Source organism: Anabaena lutea FACHB-196, from assembly GCF_014698305.1.
In the GTDB taxonomy this organism is placed as follows: domain Bacteria; phylum Cyanobacteriota; class Cyanobacteriia; order Cyanobacteriales; family Nostocaceae; genus Anabaena; species Anabaena lutea.
Genome location: NZ_JACJST010000024.1, coordinates 82,289 through 101,594, shown reverse-complemented (window position 1 = coordinate 101,594; position 19,306 = coordinate 82,289). Strand labels below are relative to the sequence as shown.

Sequence of the window (19,306 nt, the reverse complement as noted above, 5' to 3'; positions counted from 1 at the left end):
AGTAATGATGGTTATTAATGTAACTATCATTCCTACTCTTTCTGCATTCATTGCTTATTTTTAATTATTTTGTTTAGTTTAATTACCTTTTGATGGACGGCGTTAATGGATTTTTGCAATTCTTCCTTAACCGAAAGCAATGATTCTTCATTATTGATTATTGAAAATTCGTCGTTTAAGAAAGATTCGTAGACCTTAATAGTTATAGTTTTTATGGGGGGTCTTGGACGTATTTCCAAAGAACATCCAATCAACTCTTCTTTTGGCAAAGTAAACATCTTTGACCCCTCAAACAGCCTGTACCACGTTCCGTCAAATCGCCCTGCGGGGGTATTCATGAATGGGATAAGCCACGCGACTTGCTCCCATTCACGTCCCGGAACTTCGCAAGATACAGCTATTCTTCTATTTGTCCAATTGTGGATAAAAATTATTGTAGGTTTGGGACTAACGAATAAATCCGTAAATTTTCTCTCGCCAATTTTCGCCCACATAATTTTCACCCAATTAATTAAACAAGAACGATAGTAACGTTGGCTTCACGATACTGAACGTCAAAAGTCAAGTCTTGCGTTTGCACAGAGCCTTGTAAAAAGCGCGCATCTTCTATGGTTCCCTGCACGTCGGAGAGGTCTATGTTGGCTTGAAAAACCGATCCATCCCAATAGCCAGTCACCACGTTTGCTTCTACCTTGACCACCACGTATTCCATACTCTTTGTTTCCTTTTGTAGCTAATTTTTTTTCAAGGATTAAACTGTGAAGGTACTGCGGCGAGGCGCTCTCACTTTAGAAATTTTCCCGCCTCCGTAACTTTTCCCTATCAATTCGTCCGCAACTGTATCAGCTTTGTCGGGAGCTACTAAGAGGGTAGCCGTTTGATTTCGCTTATTTTTGTTGTACGTAACCCGGAATGGCACCATCCCTTTGTCTATTGCGTCGGATCGATTCTCTGCCACAATGGTCCGTCCTGCGGGGGGTACGCCATCATTATCAAGAACCCAGCCGATATCGGATGTGACACCTTGGAGTACATTCGGCAATGCCTTCAAGTAAATGCACTTGGTAGTCCCGATATCTATTCGGTACTTTGACTTTTTCTTAACCATATTTCACCTTTCATCTTTGAAAGGAATTATGGCACTCCATACTATCTTCAAACTCATAGGAACCATATTATGGTTCCCGGTTTTCGTTCTAGCTTCAATCTGAGGAGGTCGGCTACAACCAAGTCTTGACCTTGGCATCTGGGAATTGCCCTGTCGTATCAACTAGAGGGATTGGGTATTCCCTGTTATCTAGGTACATATATGAATGCCTGAACCTGACCTTCGCGGTAGGCCTCCACCGTTTCTTGGGAACGGTCTTTCCGTTGACCGTCTCTGTGCCGATGGGTTTTGTTATCGAAGCTTTCTTATATTTATCAGATTTACCTAATCGCTTGGAGTCAAATGGTAAATCTAATACCTTGAGAATTTTTTTAATGATATCCTCGCCTTCCTTCTCCGTCATCGAAAAAATCTGGAGGCATTTTAGCCCATCCTCTGGGGCGGTGTAGGTGATGATTTCCTTTCCTTTGATGAAAGTTATTCCCTTTTTAGCTTCAGTAAATTCAGCCGCAATCTTAGTAGCCCATAAGCTGGCTTTTAAAGGTGTCATGGTAGCCTTAGTTTCACCCTTGATTCTGAATGAAATCTCAGCCTCAACTGGAGTCAAACCATCCGGCACACTTTGCATATCCTGTGAAAAGAAAAGGAATATTTGTGGGTGAATTTCATATGCTTCTTGAAATTCTCTAGATGGGACTCCAAAAACTGGTGCAAGCCTTTTGAATGCATATCCCAATACCACGTAAAAATAAAAAAGCCGAATCAAAGTGATAGTAGATGTGTCTCTATCTTGAATTGTTACCGCTGTTCTAATTGCACCTCTAGTAGTCCCGATCTCTGGTTCCCAATTCGGTCCCAAATCTTTAAAATATCTGGCTATTAATTTGTTGTGGTCACGGCGCAACATATCCTGCAAATGTTCCCACGGCTTAAAATTATCCGGTAATGCCATTACGAATCATCCTCCGTTTTATCTATAGGATCATCGATGTCCTTGCCACCAGAAGCCGCTTTCCCCGCATCTTCGGCTTCTTTTACTTTTTTAGCCTCTGGAATTTCCTTACCTTGTGGCGCGCCTTCTTTCTGCTCCAAACTATCTGCCAAATTTGCGGCTGATTGCTCCAAATCTTCCTTAGCGGCCTTGACATTTAAAGGCTGTTGACTAACATTTTCTACGATGCTGGCGTTGCCCCTGAGTCATCCTTTAATCCAATAGTATCAAGCACATTCTGTATTACTTGCATCAACGTAACACCGATATTTGAGCTTAATTGAAAGGCGTTATGTATCGTTGCTGCAAAAGTCAAGACGTTTAACAACCTGTCTAATTGAAGCCACTTAAACCCGGCAATTACCTTGAGAGATACTACGTTAACAGCAGCTTTTACATTTGCAGTCAGTGCCAAATTGGCTGTTGTAGTGGCATCAATTTTCTTTAATAAACCCAGGTCTGTGGGTGGGTTTACAACATTAGTTACATTATTGTAATTATTGGTTGTGAAATTGTTAATGATCGTCACCGATTTACCTATCCCTAATTTTAGCCCTGCTATGACAGCTTTAATTGCATTAATTGCCAGCCAAATAGCAGCAACTTCAATAGAAAAAGTAGCAATTTTAGCAAGTATCTCTGGGATTTTATCTGTAAAAGGTTTTAGCTTTTGAAGCTCTTGATTTACTCCAGATTTTATTTTATTAAGTTCACCTGCAAAATCAGTTTTTAAGTTTTGGATGGTTTTAAGTAAGTCAGCATTAATTTTTTGAATTGACTTACTCAAGTCAGTTTTTATGCTTTGAATAGCCTTGAGCAAGTCAGTATTAATTTTTTGAATTGACTTTAGCAAGTCCGCATTTACTTTTTTAATTGCCGCATTGATGCTTTTTATTTGAGCATTCAATGATGCAATCAATTGATTTAATTGCTTCTGAATGTTAGCAACTACTTTCTCAAGCCCTATGATTCTATCTTGCAGCCTTAATAAAGCATTCTTTGTAGCATTGGTTAGAAACTTGATTTCACTTTTTGTGAACGCTTCCAACCGCTTCATGGCATTTAATGCGGATTTCTCTAGAAATTTAATATTTTCTAGTGCAGCTTCAGCCCTAGTCAGGGCTTGGTTTGCTTTACCTTCGGCTTTTACCGCAATAGTAGCTGCTGCTCGTGCATCATCTTTTGCACGTTGAATAAGTGCAAGAATGCCTGATAAATCAAATTTTCCGTTTTTAAGGAATGCTTCCATTCCAAGGTCTATTAGTTTGGAGAGAAGAATGCTACCAATGATAGATAAAATAATCGATTTAACCAGTGCTGGTAATCCAATACTTAGGCTTGTTACCAGCTTCTGAACAAACCCAATCGCACCCCATAAAGCCTTATGTTCAGCAGCATTAGCCGCTTTCTCACCGTCAAATTTAAATTCTAATATTTGAATTCTTCTATTTTGAGCTTCATTTTTTTTATTAATATCAATAATCTGCCTTTTTATTTCATCAATTTGCCTTTGAATCATTGCGTTGGGGTTGCCTTTGTCATATTCCGGCTGCCATCCAAATCGCTTTTGTAAGTTATCAATTCCTTGATTAAATCTGTTGGGAATGTCGCCGAATGAAGGCTTTCCAGGTACAGCCACGTGTTTTATCCTCTAAGGAATAATTTGAGTAATCTGCTGACGAAAAAGCCAATTACATTAGCCACTATATTTAATCTTGAGATTGAATTAGCAATTTCTTTGCCATTCACATCTAATTGATTGATGTAATTCTCTATAGCGGTTATATCTTGTTTGTTTTCTTTTTCTTTTTGCAAAAGTAACTTAAGTAAAGCCAACTCTTTCTTGCAATCACACATCTTTTTTTTCTCCGGTTTTAGTTTTGGTGGGGGTGGTGGGGGTGGAACTATTTTACCGTCAGGTAATTTTTTGATGTATAACCTTGGTTTGTTAACTTGCTGGCTTGATTCACCGATAAAGTAGTTAACGCCGTCTATATCATCTAATGTGTTACCTGAATTTTTATAAACTTTATTAATGTTAGGCGTAGATATTAACTCGTTGTAACTTCTCCTACTTATAGTAAATACTTGAATAGAGTCAATCCCTATAGTGTCGTAACCTGTAACATTTAGCGGCTCTCCTAAATAATTCTCACCTGGAATTATCGATTCATTATAAGATAATTCCTCATCTTTACGTAAGTTAAGAACGCTGTCGTTAAGATAAGTTCTGACTTTTTTTGAGAAACTTATTGTTGTTGGCTTTTTGTTAGGATATATTGTGCCTCCGTAAGTTACGAAACTTGAAAAGGAAAAATAATTTTCTTCCCATTCGACAACGTGAGTTGCGTAAACATCTCTGTAGTTAGGGAAGACAATTAACTCTTGTCCAATTAATATTTCATCGGGTGGTACTTCTTCCAATCTTGTTATCTTTTTTGTCCAAATTAGGTTGGCGTTAAAGTTAAATCCGTCAGGATACTCACCTAAGTAACCGGATATAGCAATACCTTCTAAACTTCTTGTTATAGAACCTATCATTGAAATTACTAAATACTTAACCGTTGGGTTAGGAGGGGGAGGAGGGAACGGATAAGGTTCATCATCTAACGGCTCTGGCTGTGGTGGTGGTGGTGGGTTACATTCTAACGATGGGTTATGCCAAAGGAATTGGGACGATGGTAGCTTTACCCAACCCAAGAAACCAGTAGCTTGCAACCCAATATTGCACCCATCGTAAACAAGTTCATAGCCTATCCCTATCTGTGGATTTGCTTCTATTCCATCCAGTCCGAGGTCGATGATTTGCTGAAACGGCTCCGAATAATTTGGCTTTTGAGGTTTATTAGGTGTAGCGTAAAAGTTATTGCCTATAGGGACTAGCCCCTTTTGTGGTTTAGCAAAAATCATTGTTTTTAAAGTTCTACTTATAAAAAGTTAAGGTAGTTAACTACAACTACCTTATTTCTTGTTCTTTAAGTTGTGTAGAAAGCAGAGTTAAAGTCAGTTCCTCCAATACCTTGAGGGTTAGGATAAAACTCCCAATAATTAAAGTTGTAAAGCAGCTTTCCTCCTCTGTTATCAGGTGTTAAAGCTACAGAGTTAGCACCTGAAAACGGTTGACCGTTAAAGTCGATTTGTACCAAAAAAGCTGTATAGTTCATGTGAATAAGCTCTACTTCCCACCCTGTTTGTGGGTTAGCAGGTAATGTTATGGTAATGTCACTTGTTAACGGGTTACAAAGTAATCTCTCCCCGTTAGCTACTACTGTGTAATCTTCCGTTTTTACTGCTAAAGGCATAAAATCGTTATCTCCATTGTTGTTATCGTCATCGCCATCATCAACATCATTGCCCCCGCCGTTATCGTCACCTCCTCCACCAGTATCATCAGGAGGTGCTGTAATATTAATCTCTAGCTCACTAATAGAGGTGGCGATAGCTTGTAAAGAAGCGGCTATATTATTGAAAGAAAATGTTAAGTTTTCCGTTTTTTCCAAGTAAATGTATCTGTTAAATTCACCGACTATAACTACTGAATCATTATCGACAAGATAACCGTATCCCACATCGGCAATACTAACAGATATATTAGTTAGAGAGTCAAAATTGAAATCTTTTAAAGCTATGTTGCTGTAAGGGTAAGGTTTAGGCGTTAGCAACGATAGAACTTCCACAAGATTATTATCAATCCAAGTGTTAAGATGCATTCTTGGAGAGAGCCATTGTAGATTTAATAATTGCACCGCAGCTTCACTTTCACTGGCAGTAACAGGAATTTCAGGGTAATCTACCTGCTCCAAGGATTGAATATAATTTATTGCAGCTAAGTTTCTTAATTCTCTCCTTTCGGAGATGATTGTATACCCCTCCTTAACGTAAGGAGTTAAATCTGGTGAGATAGTTACTTTATTACCATAGTTAACAGGAAGTAAATTCACCGCTATGTTGGACTTTAAAACAATTTCTTGAATTGCCATATTAGTAGTTGTCTGGGTCTAATGTCACGTCCTCGTCAATCTTGGCAAGATTGACTACTATCTGATCCACTCGGTATTGAGTGTTGTCAGTTCCTCTTGGTATGAAACTAGTGAAACCTTCACTTAAATAAATAGATTTATCCACATCAGCATCAAATGCGGCTTGAGTTAGAGTGGCTTTATTTTTAATGAGCAGCGCTGACAGTAGTGACGAACCAGAATTTGAGGCAGATGCCGTTAGCGTAGCAAAATCAGCCTTTTGAATCGTGACACTAGTCGCGGTTTGCGTAGCGTTTTCCCCGAATACTTCCGTTAATGTGGATTTTGGCATTGTAGTTATAGTGATTTCTACCATAACTATAGCCTTTGCAAGATAACTGCGTCAAAGAATGAGGAGAAATTGAGTAGTATTTTTTATCTCAGTCCCTGGTAAATGAGGATAAAATATTATGATTTGAGTAGTAAATGAGTAGAAAAGCAGAGGTGGTGAACTAAGAAGCCTGCAAGGTAAGGAGTGACGTAGACAGCTTACAAGTATTGGCAACTAAAATAAATGCCTTGTCCTGTCAGAGATGCAACCGGAATTTCACAAATATTGAGTACTAATCAGCCAAGATTGTAATACGCTTGTTGGTATTACAATCTTGGCTAAAAATCTGGACACTCACTGTCTTGAGCAAGTTTAACTAACAATAAACTATTCCATACCATGAATTCTCACTTGATATGGAATTTTTTTAAGTAAATAATTAATATTAATTCATATGTAACATTATTTCATCAATTTTTTAAACAAAAATTAATTAATTTTATACGTTGACAAATTATTTAGAAATATGTGATGTTTGAGAGGTTGTATTATTGCTTTACTCTAACGCCCTCTGAGGTAAAGCCAGAAAAAATTATTGCAATACTGTTTTGATTAATAGTATGTAAAAAGAGTCATTCTTAGCTACTATTTATCAAAGCAATCTCAAAAACAACTTCAACCTTTTCATTTCACCATAAACTTCAGCTATACCATGCCACCAATAGAATCTGTAGAATCATCATCACCACTACCTATTAGTAATAATTGGTACTTGTTAACTGTGCGTTCTAAAAAGCGAGAAGTCTTTTTAAAATATCTGAAATTTATGATCGAGCAAAATAAACTAGAAGAATTAGTTTTAGATATTAGAATTCCCCAAGAATCAGTATATGAAGATATGGTTTTACTGAATCTTAGTAATTTCAAAAACGCCTCTATCTACCTAAAAAAAGTTGAATGTTTTCAGAATATAGAACGCAAACCATTACAGTCAGTACAAGTTAGTCGGATGTTAGGAATTGGTTGAAGAAGAAGTCAGGAGTCAGAATCAATCTGTCGGGGATTGGATACCCACAACTGAATTGTTGCACCACCAAATCTACGATTTGGTGGGGGTCTTAAACCCGGTTATTCATCCGCCACTGCTCTCTTATTCTATGCAACTTCATTTTAAGAAAGGTATAACAATCAGCAGCGGAACACATTGTAGAGATTTTTCATAAATAATCTCTACAATAATTGGCATTTTATCTGTGTGTTTTATATACATCAGGAAACAGGGAATAGGGAACTCTTAACTCTCTTTAAAAGTCTCTTAGCACAAGGCTTTGTTCTTAAATTTTGTACTTCCTGCAACCTGAAATTTGCTGTTAAAATTGCTCCATATCAATAAAAAAATTGCACTACATCAAAGTAATGCAATCTAATGTTTAGCTAGTTAAAAAACGTGCGTATATTTCTGAGAAGAATTATTTTAAACTCTTGCACCAGCCTTATTACCGCCTATTTCTTGTTGAATTCTGCTCTTAGCAGCTTTGAATTGTGTAGCTAATTCCTCACTCTGTTGAGAACTTAAATTGTTACGAATTGCTGCAAACATTGTGCTTTCTTCTTGGCGCACATGATCCATGACATCGTCCATCAAACCTCTGATTCTGTCCTTAAATTCAGGTGCAGTGGGACCAATAGCTTTGAGTTGATCCAAGATAATTCGCCAGCTTGCTTGTTCATCATATAATTCTTGGGTATCAGCATCACCATAAAAAGCCCTGACTCTGGGATAGACAACTTCCTCTTCGGCAGCAGCATGAACGCTGATATCCTTATAAAGTTGCCCAAAGTATTCTTGAATTTTTTGTGCATCATTGCTTTGTAACAATTCTGCAAACAAGATATTTACTTTATTGTGATCCATACGCAGAACATCTTGGATGTTCATATCCTGTTTGTCAGAATTTTGGGTAACAGCACTACCTACAGCACCGCTAATTGCAGCAATTGCATCCTGTACACGCCCCCAAATTCCTTGATCTGCATCTTGTCCAGTCAGTTCCCGCACACCCAAAATTTCGAGAATTCCTTTAAGTTGTTCTTGGTGAGCGCGGTTCTCAAAGTTAATAGTATTTAAAGAACCAATTGCTGCCATCACATCAGCACCAACTCTTTGTGCAGCTTTGTGAATTGTCAAGCCGTTCATTACTTGTTGATGTTTCAGCAATTCATGCTGAAATACTTTTTCAAAAAAGCTCAATTCATTACCCTGCATTAGCTGGCGAACCGTGTTCACCATTTCTTGTACTGTTGTATCCGCTTCTTTTTGGATGCCGTACTGAATAACTACAGTTTCTAAAATTCCTTGATTTTTGCGATCATCATCCAGCATTTTGCGGATATTATCGGTCACTTCCCGATCAGCCGATTCTCTCAAAAATAGTTCCTCATTTTGAATGAGCAACTGTTGAAGTAACTTCATATCTGCCAATTTTACCGCAATAGCATTACGCTTGGTATCATCTAAAGTAGCTACCATTTTGGGTTCTCCTCAAAAAAAACAGTATTGATTACCGTTAATAGGTTGACATAGATATTAGGAAGCTTTCATCTTTCTATTGAGTGATAGCTTTGTAAACCTGGGGTGGAAAATCAAAAATGATGCTTAATTTTATTATCCTTCTTAGGCCAGATATATAAATTTATCATCTCGCCTCAATCACTAGATAGATAATTTTTTTAGTTGAATCTTCTAGATTGACTCAAAGATAGTCAAACAGGAAATTAATCCCATTTTTGATGTTCGATGTTCGATTTTTGGCTGAAGCCGATGTCGAGAAAATTTCTACTGCTGAATAATGAGGATGCTAAATCATGGAAACTACAGAAACAACTTCCACACCGTTCCCTAATGTTCCACCAATTATTGAAAGCGATGATAGTGAATATCGAGATAGCGGCGTACCCAGCACAGTAGCGATCGCAGGACATCCCTTACACCCCCTAAGTGTAATCTTTCCCATTGCCTTCTTAGCCACCGCCCTAGGCAGTGACTTTGGCTATTGGTTAACTCGTGATTTTTTCTGGGCTAGGGCTTCGCTATGGTTAATTGGACTGGGATTAGTGACTGGGATAATCGCTTCAGTAATTGGGATGAGCGATTTTCTGCAAATTGAACGAGTTCGCAAACGCACCGCAGGTTGGGCGCACTTGATTCTTAACATTTCTATCCTCGTGTTCACAGCCATCAACTTTATCCTCCGCTGGGGCGATGCAGAGGGGAGTATATTACCAGGAGGACTAATCCTTTCCCTGATTGTGGGGACATTAACTAGCATTACTGGCTGGTTTGGTGCAGAACTCTCCTATCGCCATAAAATTGGTGTTGTGGGTGCAGGTAGTAAAAGATATCCATAACCCAGGTTCAGTTACAAGTCGGTAATATCAAGTCCGGTTTAAGACTTATCCTTGGGGACGAAACGGGGACGCGGGGACACGGAGAGTTTTTAATAAAATAGCAACAGACAGGGCGGTTAGGACACCAACTGATTATAAAACCTAGACACCAAAAGACTTTTCAGACTGTTAAGAGTCACCTGCTATAAGTGATGATCCGGGTTTGATATAACGAGAAAAAAATATCCCCCTTACAAAGGGGGATTAGGAGTGTATTGGATTGTCAAATCATTGTTTTTCAACGCCTGTATGCACAGTTTTTACCCATTTTAGGCGTTTTGGACGGACTGACATCCGAGCCGTAGTACTACTCATTACTACTAGCCAGTGCAGCATATAAATACTGCCGCGCAGGGTTTGCAGTAGAAACAGAAAATAAGTAGAGATATTCAATTCCTGATCTTGACGTATCTGCTTTAAGCCGGCAAACATTCCTATTACAGACATTGTTACAGACAAGCCAGTAACAGAACTGAACATGGGTGGACGATGACGAACGATCGCCATTAATAAATCTGGTACTGCTGCTGTGGGCAAGATATACATGATCAGCAAAAAAATCAGCAAATCCCAGGTTTTCCGCGTACCCATGCGGTTTTTGAGGATCAGATTCCAGTAATCTAAATAGCGCTGATAACCGCCTTCTGCCCAACGGTTGCGCTGATGCCAAAGAGCGTGAGCAGTTGTCACACCCTCTTCTTGCACTGGGGGATAGAACAAGCATTCAATATCCCAGTTATCTAGATTCAGGCGAATGGTCAAATCCAAATCATCGGTGATGGTTTCTTCATTCCAGCCACCGCAGCTTGCCAAAGCTTGACGACGGACAAATTGACCATTACCCCGCAGTTCACCTAGTCCACCAATGGCAGTCCGTTGTTGTTGGAACCAGATATCAACTGCCATTTCTGCCATTTGTCCTTTAGTCCAAAAATTTTCTTTAGCGTTGGCGATCGCTTTTCGCACCTGCACCGCCCCCACCTGTTCTTTTTGAAATAAAGGAACTACTTGTAGCAGTAAATCTGGATTGACTTGAGCATCTGCATCAAATACGGCAATGATGTCTCCTCTTGTCATCGGTAGCACCTGATTCAAGGCTCCCGACTTACCGCCACCGGCTTGGGGAGAACGCCTGAGAACCTTAAGTTGTTTGTATTCCTGCGTTAGTTCTGCTAGTAACTGCGGTGTGCTGTCAGTACTATTATCATCAATAATCCAGACTTCATATTCTCCATTGGAGTATTCTAGACTACATAGATTTTTTACTAATCTAGCAATAACAGCTTCCTCATTTTTTGCTGCTACCAACACAGATACAGAAGGTAAATCTCCTTGTATTTCTTTAGCGTGGTGGCGGGGTTTAGCAAAGATAATACCCAAGGCATGAATACCTAAGACCGTTGTCAGTCCTAGTATAAATATGGAACCCCAGGAAACTAAATGCAGAGCGATCGTGCCACTCCAGACGATAGTCAACACTAGAGCGGCTTTGGGTCTACGTCCAGGAAACTGAGATGATGGTAAATACACAGCATCTGTCTGTACCACTGACTCCTCTTCTGCCGATAGGTCAGACAACAGAGGATTAAGGGGATCAGAGCTTAAGTTGTAAGAGTCCTCTTCGGGCCAGGAATTCGCTGGCATAGTTACTTGATTCAAAAACCAGTATTTGTCCTTAATATACATCAAGGGATGTATTTCCCAAATTTTGAAAAGATGACGCGAAGCTTGGGAGACATTCTGCTCCTTCTGCGTTTCTTGGTGACCGAAGAAGACGCTCCAGATGGGGAGACGCGGTGACGCGGAGAGATTATCCCCGTGTCCCCGTGTCCCTCTTTCTCCGTGTCCCCCCGTCTCTTTCTGGCACTCTCTTTCCTTCTGCCTGATCCCAACGACAAATATTCACGCCTACCTACTTGTATTTACCCTGAGTGTGTGTGAATACTCATTTTTGTGGGAATACTAATGATGAAAAGGAATACATCTCCAGTTATCAGCTAATTTGAGGAATATTTAAAAATGTCGTCTATTGACCAACTCCAGCCTGTGACTCAGCAACAAGCTAGTGTTTATTTACCTTATATTCAGGGTAGCAAGCGCACTTTCTTGCCCTATGCCATCAGTCTTTATCAAAAAGGTGTCTTGGAGGGACACCGCAAAATAGAAGGGAGTGATAATGTTCCCTTTGTAGCTACCTGGAATGTTGCTACCCTGCCCTCAGACTTAACCCGCTGCCGAATCCAGTTTGATGGCAATGCTGAATTAAGTTATGAAGTCATGATGGCAAGTTTTGAGTTTATTAATTTTTTAATTGAACTGATGGAAAACTATAAGCGCCACCGCATTAGTGATTTTTCCCAAACTTTTTACCGCAAGCTGCTGCGTGTAGAAGAATAAATGGCAGGAGACAAGAGGTAGGGGAGGCAGGGTGAATGGATCTCAGGAGAAGAAGCAGAAGAAAAGCAAAATTTTTGGCATTGCTCCCTGACTCCCCCCTCTCACAAGGGTAGGTTTTTAATATTATCTGTGAAGGCAGGACTTGGAAGACAAGGAGGGAAGGTAGACAAGGAAGATTTTATACGCACAATGGTCTTTTGACGGACTATTCTTGTTACCAAGAGAATATGATTTTGTACGGTTTTCCTCCCTTGTCCACTGTCCTTCCTTGTCCACCAAGTCTAGCCCTCACGACAATGTAAAATACCTACCCTTGTGAGGACTCCCCCCTCCCTGCCCTAAAATCTCAACAAATATCTCAAACTAATTTAGTCATAACGCCGGCCTACCATCAGAAGCAACTAAAATTAGAAAACACCTAGCTGGGTTCAACAGACGTTTAAAATTAGGAGTGCATGGCGTGCCAACATCTGCTAAATATTTGCTGATTGGATCAGTAGAGACTTACAGTGGTAAATCCGCAACAGTTCTAGGTTTGTCTCATCAGTTAAAGCAAAAAGGACTAGATATAGCCTACGGCAAACCCCTAGGTACTTGTTTGAATGCTTCTGCTGGAACCATAATCGAAGAAGATGTTCAGTTTATTACTCAAAGCCTCCAACTGCCGGAAAACCGTGTTGCTCAGACTTTGTTAGCTTTGAATGAAGTCAGTGTCCAAAAACGCTTACGTGGCGAAGACACAACTAATTATCAGCAGTCTCTAGTGCAGCAATATTTACAAATACCCCGTGGTGATTTGGTGCTGTTAGAGGGTGCTGGTGATTTGTCAGAAGGCTATTTGTTTGGCTTATCTTTGCTGCAAGTAGCGGCAGTCTTGGATGCTGATGTGCTGTTGGTACATCGTTATAAATCTCTGCTTTCTGTTGAAACTCTGTTGTCTGCCAAGCAGCTCATAGGCGACCGCTTGATTGGTATTGTCATCAATGAAGTTCCTGCCGAACAATTAGAAGTGGGCAATAATGTTTTACGCCCATTTTTGGAACAGCAGGGGATTCCTGTATTAGCAATGTTGCCGAAAAGCGACTTGCTTGGCAGCGTCAGCGTCGGCGAACTGGTAAAACAGTTAAATGCGGAAGTTCTCTGTCGTAGCGATCGCTTAGATTTATTGGTGGAAACTCTGGCAATTGGGGCGATGAATGTGAATTCGGCAGTCAAATATTTCCGCAAACGCCGGAATAAGGCCGTAGTCACCGGAGGCGATCGCGTGGAAATCCAGCAAGCTGCTTTAGAAACTTCTACTCAATGCCTCATCCTCACCGGAAAATTACCACCTCCTGCTTTTATTCTCAATCGCGCTGAAGAATTAGAAATCCCGATTTTGTCTGTTGACCTCGACACTCTCACCACAGTGGAAATTGTTGACCGCACTTTTGGTCAAGTTCGTGTTCATGAACCTCTGAAAGTAGAGTGCATTCGTCAATTAATGTCCGAACATTTTGACATTGACCGTTTGTTGTCTCAACTAGGATTAAACCCAGCAGCGGCTTTGTCATAGTCTGATTAAGTTACTAAAATTACTAGTGAATCTACAGCGTAAGTCCTACCTTTCATCTCATCATGAGCAATCAACTCATACCATTTGGGATTGTGGATTTGCGATTTGGAATCGTCAAAGCCTTACTAAATAAGGTTTTGGGTATTCCCTCTCTCGCCATCAGGTTTCAAATTGGTATGATCTCTGAGGCGGCTGCGTATTTTTACCTGATTTGACACGCAGCTATCGAAAAAGAGTTAGTTACTAGCAAAATAATCTGGAAAACGTAGCAATCTGTAACTCTAGTTGGCTTCGCACCTACACGCTCTTTGGTAGAATATCTGGGTCGTTTAATCTGATTATGTCTATCTTTGAGCCAGTCAACAAACCTCATCAACCTTGATACGTTAGCGCAAGAACTGGCGACAATCCAGCAAACGGGTTCTAAGCGAATTGCCTTGTTGGGTTCTCGTCATGTGCCAATTACTCATCAAAATCTCATTGAAATGATGACATATGCCCTAGTTTTATCGGGCAATCGCATCATCACCTCTGGTGCTACAGGCAGTAATTCAGCTGCCATTCGCGGAGCAACAAGGGCTGACCCAAACTTATTGACGGTAATTCTACCCCAAAGTTTGGAACGCCAGCCCCATGAATCTCGCCAACAACTAGAGCAGGTAATGCATTTGGTAGAAAATCCCAGTAATGACAATCTGTCTTTGGCTGAGGCAAGTTACCTATGCAATAAAGAAATTGTCTCCCGTTGTCAGCAACTGATTTGTTTTGCTTTTCACGACAGTCGTACCCTACTGCAAACTTGTGGAGAGGCAGAAGAACAAAGAAAAGTGGTGACACTGTTCTACTTTGACTAAAGTGCAACGTAGTCTCCACATAGCTAATGATAGAGATGGGAAATTACCAAAGGTTACTGGGTAATGATTTTTCTAAATTACTCAGTATCCCTTCACGCTCACCAAACAGAAACTACTAACACTATTTATTCAGTTGATGTCTCTATTGCAACTGCCCACCCCTGCTATTTTTTTGTACTCTATTACGGCTGCCGCTGTTCTCATCTATGTCCCTTTTTTGTTAGTAGCTTATGCAAGGGCGAGAATTGGGTATGATATTTCAGCTCCTCGCGCCATGTTTGATAAATTGCCACCTTATGCCCAAAGAGCCACTTGGGCGCACCAAAACTCCTTTGAGGCGTTTATGATTTTTGCTGCTGCTGCACTAATGGCCTATGTCACAGGGGTGAATTCTTCTATGGCAGCAACGGCAGCGATCGCATTTATCCCCGCTCGGTTGCTATACTCTACTTTTTATATTGTGAATATACCCCTTTTGCGTTAGCGAAGCTCCTCCGAAGGAGGCTCGCTCATGTTTGGTGTTGGCTCTTTTAGCTCTGCGACCCTCTTCTACTTGAGTATCATGCAACAGAGGTGATTGGGGAATAGGTGATTGGGAAAAATTTTAGATTTTAGATTTTAGATTGGAGTTAATTAAACATAATCCAAAATCCTCAATCCAAAATACAATACCCAATACCCAATACCCATTACCAAATTCAACATCTCACATTTAACATTTATGGCTTCTACTTTTTCTTTTGACATTGTGAGCGACTTTGACCGCCAAGAATTAGTCAATGCTATTGATCAAGTGGTGCGAGACATCAAAAGCCGTTACGATCTCAAAGATACTCAAACTACTGTTGAGCTAGGTGAAGACAAAATTACCATTAGTACCGACAGTGATATGACTTTAGAGGCTGTACATGGCATACTGCGCGAAAAAGCCGCCAAACGCAACCTCTCTCAAAAAATATTTGATTTTGGCAAAGTTGAATCTGCCAGTGGTAACCGCGTCCGTCAAGAAATCACCCTCAAAAAAGGCATCAGCCAAGAAATTGCCAAACAAATCTCTAAATTGATTCGTGACGAATTCAAAAAGGTACAAGCGTCAATTCAAGGTGATGCGGTGCGAGTAACTGCCAAAGCCAAAGACGATTTGCAAACAGTGATCCAGCGTCTGAAACAAGAAGACTTTCCTGTGGCTTTGCAATTTACAAACTATCGTTAGGGATTACTGAGTACCGAGTACCGAGTACCGAGTGGTTGACTCTCGTTCCTACTCGTTACTCATCTCTTTGTACTAACTTGCCCCCAGCCTCTAACCGCGTCCTGCACCGATACTTTTTTGAAACGCCGGACGTTCAGAAACTTGTTTAATATAGTTCAAAACGGCTGGGTAAGCGCTCAAGTCTAGCTTCAGCATGATGGGAATATAACCGAGTATAGATCCCACAGCCACATCAGCAACAGTGAATTCATTACCCAGCACAAAAGGTTGCTGCCCGAAAATTTCATTTAGAGGAGTCAATAAGCGGGGCATTTCCTTTTCTCGATTGGCTTCGATAAAAATACCTGTAGCCAAGGTGGAATTGGCAAATAATACCCACTGGGAAAATATGGCGCGTTCCTCTAGTGAAAATGCAGTTTTTCCATATTTTTCAGCAAGATACAACAAAATTGCCCCAGATTCCCACAGTTTAAAATCGCCATCAACAATTGCAGGGACTTTACCTACGGGATTAATTGCTAAGTATTCAGGCTGTAGATGTTCACCAGCTTTCATATCTAGCATCACAAATTCATAAGGAATTTCCAGTTCCTCTAAATACCACTTGATGATTGATGCACGACTAAAAGCGCCACCGTAAAGTTTCAACATAATTACCTAAAATCAAAGTACTTTGTGAGTGTGGGAATGTTGTTTAACGTTGTCTTCTTTGCTGACAACTCTGGCAGCATTTAGTACTCGTTTCCGTTCCGTAGAATAATTAAAATCGGTTTTGGTGGCACCAACGGGGATGAATAATTGGGCTGATTGACGACGCTTGTAGGTACGGGCAGCGGAAAATGCCCTTAGCACAAATTCATCTCCGAACTGTGCTGACTCTGGCATTCCATTCGGCATAACCAGTGTATCACCGTCCAATATAGATCCTAAAGTTGTTGCATAGGCAAGCTTGTAGGACGTAGGAATGCCTTTTAATATCGCTTCTAATGCGGCTGAGGGAATAGGCTCTATAACTTCAATTTGATGCACTTCTCCATCATCTTTATAAAAGCAAGTTGCCAAGCCGATCACAATGTAATCATCGGTTGTGAGGTCGTTTGCATTGGAATAAGAAATTGCTGTTGTCATCGTCAAATTTACTCAAAATTTAAATTTAGGTACTGGGGAGTTGGGGAGTTGGGGACGCGGGGATGGGAAGATGGGGTGATGGGGAGACGCGGGGACGCGGAGATGGGGAGAAATAATTACCTCCTCCTGCCCCCTGCAAAAAAGCCCCCTGCCTTCTGCCTTCTGCCACCTATTCCCTATCACCATATGGCTATAGCTTGCGTGACGATGTAGGAGTCATACGGTAGGCTACCGCCAACACCAACCACGAATCACTAATTACCCAATTTCTACCTTCTTGGCATTCTACCGAAAATTAAGGGGTTAGAGCCTCTGGAGCGAGACGCTACGCGAACGCCCTTCGAGGGCGACTTTGTTCTAAAAATCGTAACACTGATTAGTAGATTCTGTACCTCATCCTATGCCTCATGGGGAAGGGATAGGGATTGATGTAGGACTAACAAATTTTGTTGCAACTTCTAATGGTTTAACTGTCAATCGTCCGAGGTTTTTTGTAGATGCTGTTCGCGAAGCGTGTCCCTTTGGGACATACGCAAGCTGAAATTGCTGCAACAAAGTGTTTCCAGAAAACGTATAGGCTCGAACAATTGGAAGAAAGCCCAAAAGAGGGTAGCAAAACTGCATGAGTACGTTGCTAACTGTCGCAAGGATTGGCACAGAAAACTGTCTCATCAAATCTGCAACAACACCGGAATGGTGTTTGCTGAAGACTTGAATTTAGTCGGGTTATCCCGTGGGATACTGGGCAAGCACTGTCTAGATGCTGGATTTGGTCAATTCTTTAACATTTTAGAGCAGACCTGTTTTAAGCGTGGTGTCTATTTCCAAAAAGTAGACAGTCGCAAAACTAGCCAGATTTGCCCTAATTGTGGTGTTGAGACGGGTAAAAAAGAGTTATCGGAACGTACTCATGCTTGTTCAAATTGCGGCTATACCACAGATAGAGATGTGGCAGCCGCGCAGGTAGTTCTTGTAAGAGGACTTGCAGCCGTAGGGCATACGGTCAAGATGCTTGCTGTTAGCGGAGCGGCGCTTTAGCGCGGGCAAATTCGTTGGAATCCCCGTGAAGCAAGAATCACCGCACTTATAGGGCGGTGAGTGTCAATTGACTAGTCTTAGAGATTGATGGTAATTCTTTCGGGAATTGGACTTGGGGGTGAAGTATATATTATTGGGTTTATGGCTAACTAGATTTAAGTAGCCATTATCAACTGGGTAAACCAGAACCGAGGAAAAAGGAATTAAGGGCTAAAGACGAGGAACTGGCATTTTTTACTCAGCACAACTTGCGGGAATTTGCCTTCCAGGTGTCTAAAGCACTCAGAACTTTTTCAGACTAGGTTCAATTCAGTCCTTTCAACAAAAAAAAAGACTACTGAAAAAGTGACACAGTTCTAAACCCACTCATAGGCGAAAAACTATAATTTTATTTCACCGAGCAAGTAGCTCAAGCGGGAAAATATGGATTATCACTCCTTTCTAGCTTCTGGTAGTCAACAAAATCAACGTTGCAATTCCCTGAGTAAAAAAACTTTATATACGCAAATTACTGAAGCCAAAAGTAACAAAAAATTAAATATAGAGGATACTTACTTACGGTCTTGTGCTTTGAAGTTAGCTCAACAAGGAAATTATATTGAAGCGATCGCTTTGTTAAGCCAACTCATTGATAGTCATCCCGACAATGCAGTTAATTACAACAACCGAGGGCTGATTTATTTTCAAAGTGGTGATTCTCAAAAAGCCCTGTACGACTACAACACAGCAATGCAACTGAATCCCAAGTTAGCTAGTGCTTATAATAACCGAGCTAATTACTATGCTGCCGGAGGGGAGTTAGTAGCGGCACTAGCTGACTACGATCAAGCCCTAGATTTGAATCCTCGTCATGTTCGCGCTTGGATTAACCGAGGCATTACTTTGCGTGATTTGGGGCAGTACGCGGAGGCAATTGATAATTTTGAGACTGTACTGCTGTTTGGTCAGCTACAAGGTCATATTTGGGCTGAACGCGGTAGAACTTATCATCTTTGGGGTGACTGGAATTGTGCGATCGCTGATTATTACCGCTCTCTTACACATCTAACCGCACTCGATACCAGTCAAGATATTTCTGCTTACCGCCTACGGTTACAACTGGAAAGCTGGTTAAACGAGTTGCTGAATCCTTACATCAACTGATTGGTAGCTTTTTAACACAGGTTTAAAAATTACTAAAAAATGATTTTTTAAGTTTGAATTGGTAGATAGCAGACCTGTTGCGCTGATTTCCTAATAGATGATAACTAATAGCTCTTCAATAATTAACTATTAACAGTTAATG

20 protein-coding genes and 1 pseudogene are annotated in these 19,306 nt (G+C 40.6%); 9 read left to right on the top strand and 12 right to left on the bottom strand.

Translation table 11 applies throughout. The features are described 5' to 3' along the window. Positions 1–47: 47 nt before the first annotated feature. From H6G59_RS21780 to H6G59_RS21745, 8 genes are all read right to left on the bottom strand, one after another. The gene (locus H6G59_RS21780) at positions 48–494 is read right to left on the bottom strand and encodes a hypothetical protein (RefSeq protein WP_190718308.1); all 447 of its coding nucleotides are present in this window, start codon (positions 492–494) and stop codon (positions 48–50) included. A 17-nt stretch (positions 495–511) separates the two neighbouring features. Beyond that, positions 512–712: a hypothetical protein gene (locus H6G59_RS21775; protein ID WP_190718305.1), complete on the bottom strand. Its 201-nt coding sequence runs from the start codon at positions 710–712 to the stop codon at positions 512–514. A gap of 508 nt (positions 713–1,220) precedes the next feature. Beyond that, on the bottom strand, positions 1,221–2,060 hold the full coding sequence (locus H6G59_RS21770) for a hypothetical protein (protein ID WP_190718302.1): 840 nt from the start codon (positions 2,058–2,060) through the stop codon (positions 1,221–1,223). Continuing rightward, a complete protein-coding gene (locus tag H6G59_RS21765; RefSeq protein ID WP_190718299.1) occupies positions 2,060–2,233 on the bottom strand; it encodes a hypothetical protein in 174 nt (57 codons plus the stop codon). The genes H6G59_RS21770 and H6G59_RS21765 overlap by 1 nt, the downstream gene beginning before the upstream one ends. 47 nt (positions 2,234–2,280) lie before the next feature. Beyond that, positions 2,281–3,738, bottom strand: coding sequence for a hypothetical protein (locus tag H6G59_RS21760; protein WP_190718296.1), 1,458 nt, complete (start codon positions 3,736–3,738; stop codon positions 2,281–2,283). 5 nt (positions 3,739–3,743) lie between these two features. Next, on the bottom strand, positions 3,744–5,009 hold the full coding sequence (locus H6G59_RS21755) for a hypothetical protein (protein WP_190718293.1): 1,266 nt from the start codon (positions 5,007–5,009) through the stop codon (positions 3,744–3,746). Between the two features lie 65 nt (positions 5,010–5,074). Continuing rightward, the gene (locus H6G59_RS21750; protein WP_190718290.1) at positions 5,075–6,079 is read right to left on the bottom strand and encodes a hypothetical protein; all 1,005 of its coding nucleotides are present in this window, start codon (positions 6,077–6,079) and stop codon (positions 5,075–5,077) included. Position 6,080: 1 nt separating this feature from the next. Further along, positions 6,081–6,434 (bottom strand): hypothetical protein, encoded by a 354-nt coding sequence (locus tag H6G59_RS21745; protein ID WP_242038945.1) that lies wholly within the window; start codon positions 6,432–6,434, stop codon positions 6,081–6,083. A 667-nt stretch (positions 6,435–7,101) separates the two neighbouring features. Here H6G59_RS21745 and H6G59_RS21740 point away from each other — a divergent pair. Further along, a complete protein-coding gene (locus H6G59_RS21740) occupies positions 7,102–7,416 on the top strand; it encodes a chromosome segregation ATPase (protein WP_190718286.1) in 315 nt (104 codons plus the stop codon). Positions 7,417–7,863: 447 nt separating this feature from the next. Here H6G59_RS21740 and H6G59_RS21735 read toward each other — a convergent pair whose 3' ends face one another. Next, positions 7,864–8,919, bottom strand: coding sequence for a hemerythrin domain-containing protein (locus tag H6G59_RS21735; RefSeq protein WP_190718282.1), 1,056 nt, complete (start codon positions 8,917–8,919; stop codon positions 7,864–7,866). 335 nt (positions 8,920–9,254) lie between these two features. Between H6G59_RS21735 and H6G59_RS21730 the strand changes: the two genes are divergently transcribed. Further along, on the top strand, positions 9,255–9,797 hold the full coding sequence (locus tag H6G59_RS21730) for a DUF2231 domain-containing protein (RefSeq protein WP_190718279.1): 543 nt from the start codon (positions 9,255–9,257) through the stop codon (positions 9,795–9,797). A gap of 267 nt (positions 9,798–10,064) precedes the next feature. Here the strand turns inward: H6G59_RS21730 and H6G59_RS21725 are convergent, their stop codons facing one another. Further along, the gene (locus H6G59_RS21725) at positions 10,065–11,480 is read right to left on the bottom strand and encodes a glycosyltransferase family 2 protein (RefSeq protein WP_190718276.1); all 1,416 of its coding nucleotides are present in this window, start codon (positions 11,478–11,480) and stop codon (positions 10,065–10,067) included. A gap of 375 nt (positions 11,481–11,855) precedes the next feature. Here H6G59_RS21725 and ebsA point away from each other — a divergent pair, with 375 nt between their 5' ends. The 5 genes and pseudogenes from ebsA (at position 11,856) to H6G59_RS21700 (ending at position 15,855) form a co-directional block, all read left to right on the top strand. Beyond that, entirely contained in the window at positions 11,856–12,233 is a 378-nt protein-coding gene (ebsA, locus tag H6G59_RS21720) for a type IV pilus biogenesis protein EbsA (protein WP_127056273.1), read from the top strand. Between the two features lie 460 nt (positions 12,234–12,693). Next, a complete protein-coding gene (locus tag H6G59_RS21715; protein WP_190718273.1) occupies positions 12,694–13,788 on the top strand; it encodes a DRTGG domain-containing protein in 1,095 nt (364 codons plus the stop codon). Between the two features lie 350 nt (positions 13,789–14,138). After that, complete coding sequence (locus H6G59_RS21710) at positions 14,139–14,642, top strand: DNA recombination-mediator protein A (RefSeq protein WP_127056275.1); 504 nt, start codon at positions 14,139–14,141, stop codon at positions 14,640–14,642. 136 nt (positions 14,643–14,778) lie between these two features. Continuing rightward, positions 14,779–15,219 (top strand): annotated as a pseudogene (locus H6G59_RS21705) (MAPEG family protein). A 144-nt stretch (positions 15,220–15,363) separates the two neighbouring features. After that, on the top strand, positions 15,364–15,855 hold the full coding sequence (locus H6G59_RS21700) for a YajQ family cyclic di-GMP-binding protein (protein WP_127056277.1): 492 nt from the start codon (positions 15,364–15,366) through the stop codon (positions 15,853–15,855). Positions 15,856–15,945: 90 nt separating this feature from the next. Here H6G59_RS21700 and H6G59_RS21695 read toward each other — a convergent pair whose 3' ends face one another. Then, a complete protein-coding gene (locus H6G59_RS21695; RefSeq protein ID WP_127056278.1) occupies positions 15,946–16,506 on the bottom strand; it encodes a glutathione S-transferase family protein in 561 nt (186 codons plus the stop codon). 12 nt (positions 16,507–16,518) lie between these two features. Next, positions 16,519–16,983, bottom strand: a complete 465-nt coding sequence (locus tag H6G59_RS21690) for a hypothetical protein (protein ID WP_190718270.1) — start codon at positions 16,981–16,983, stop codon at positions 16,519–16,521. A gap of 513 nt (positions 16,984–17,496) precedes the next feature. Here H6G59_RS21690 and H6G59_RS21685 point away from each other — a divergent pair. Next, a complete protein-coding gene (locus H6G59_RS21685) occupies positions 17,497–18,021 on the top strand; it encodes an RNA-guided endonuclease InsQ/TnpB family protein (RefSeq protein ID WP_339327992.1) in 525 nt (174 codons plus the stop codon). Positions 18,022–18,444: 423 nt separating this feature from the next. Beyond that, positions 18,445–19,164 (top strand): tetratricopeptide repeat protein, encoded by a 720-nt coding sequence (locus H6G59_RS21680; protein WP_190718267.1) that lies wholly within the window; start codon positions 18,445–18,447, stop codon positions 19,162–19,164. Positions 19,165–19,306: the final 142 nt, after the last annotated feature.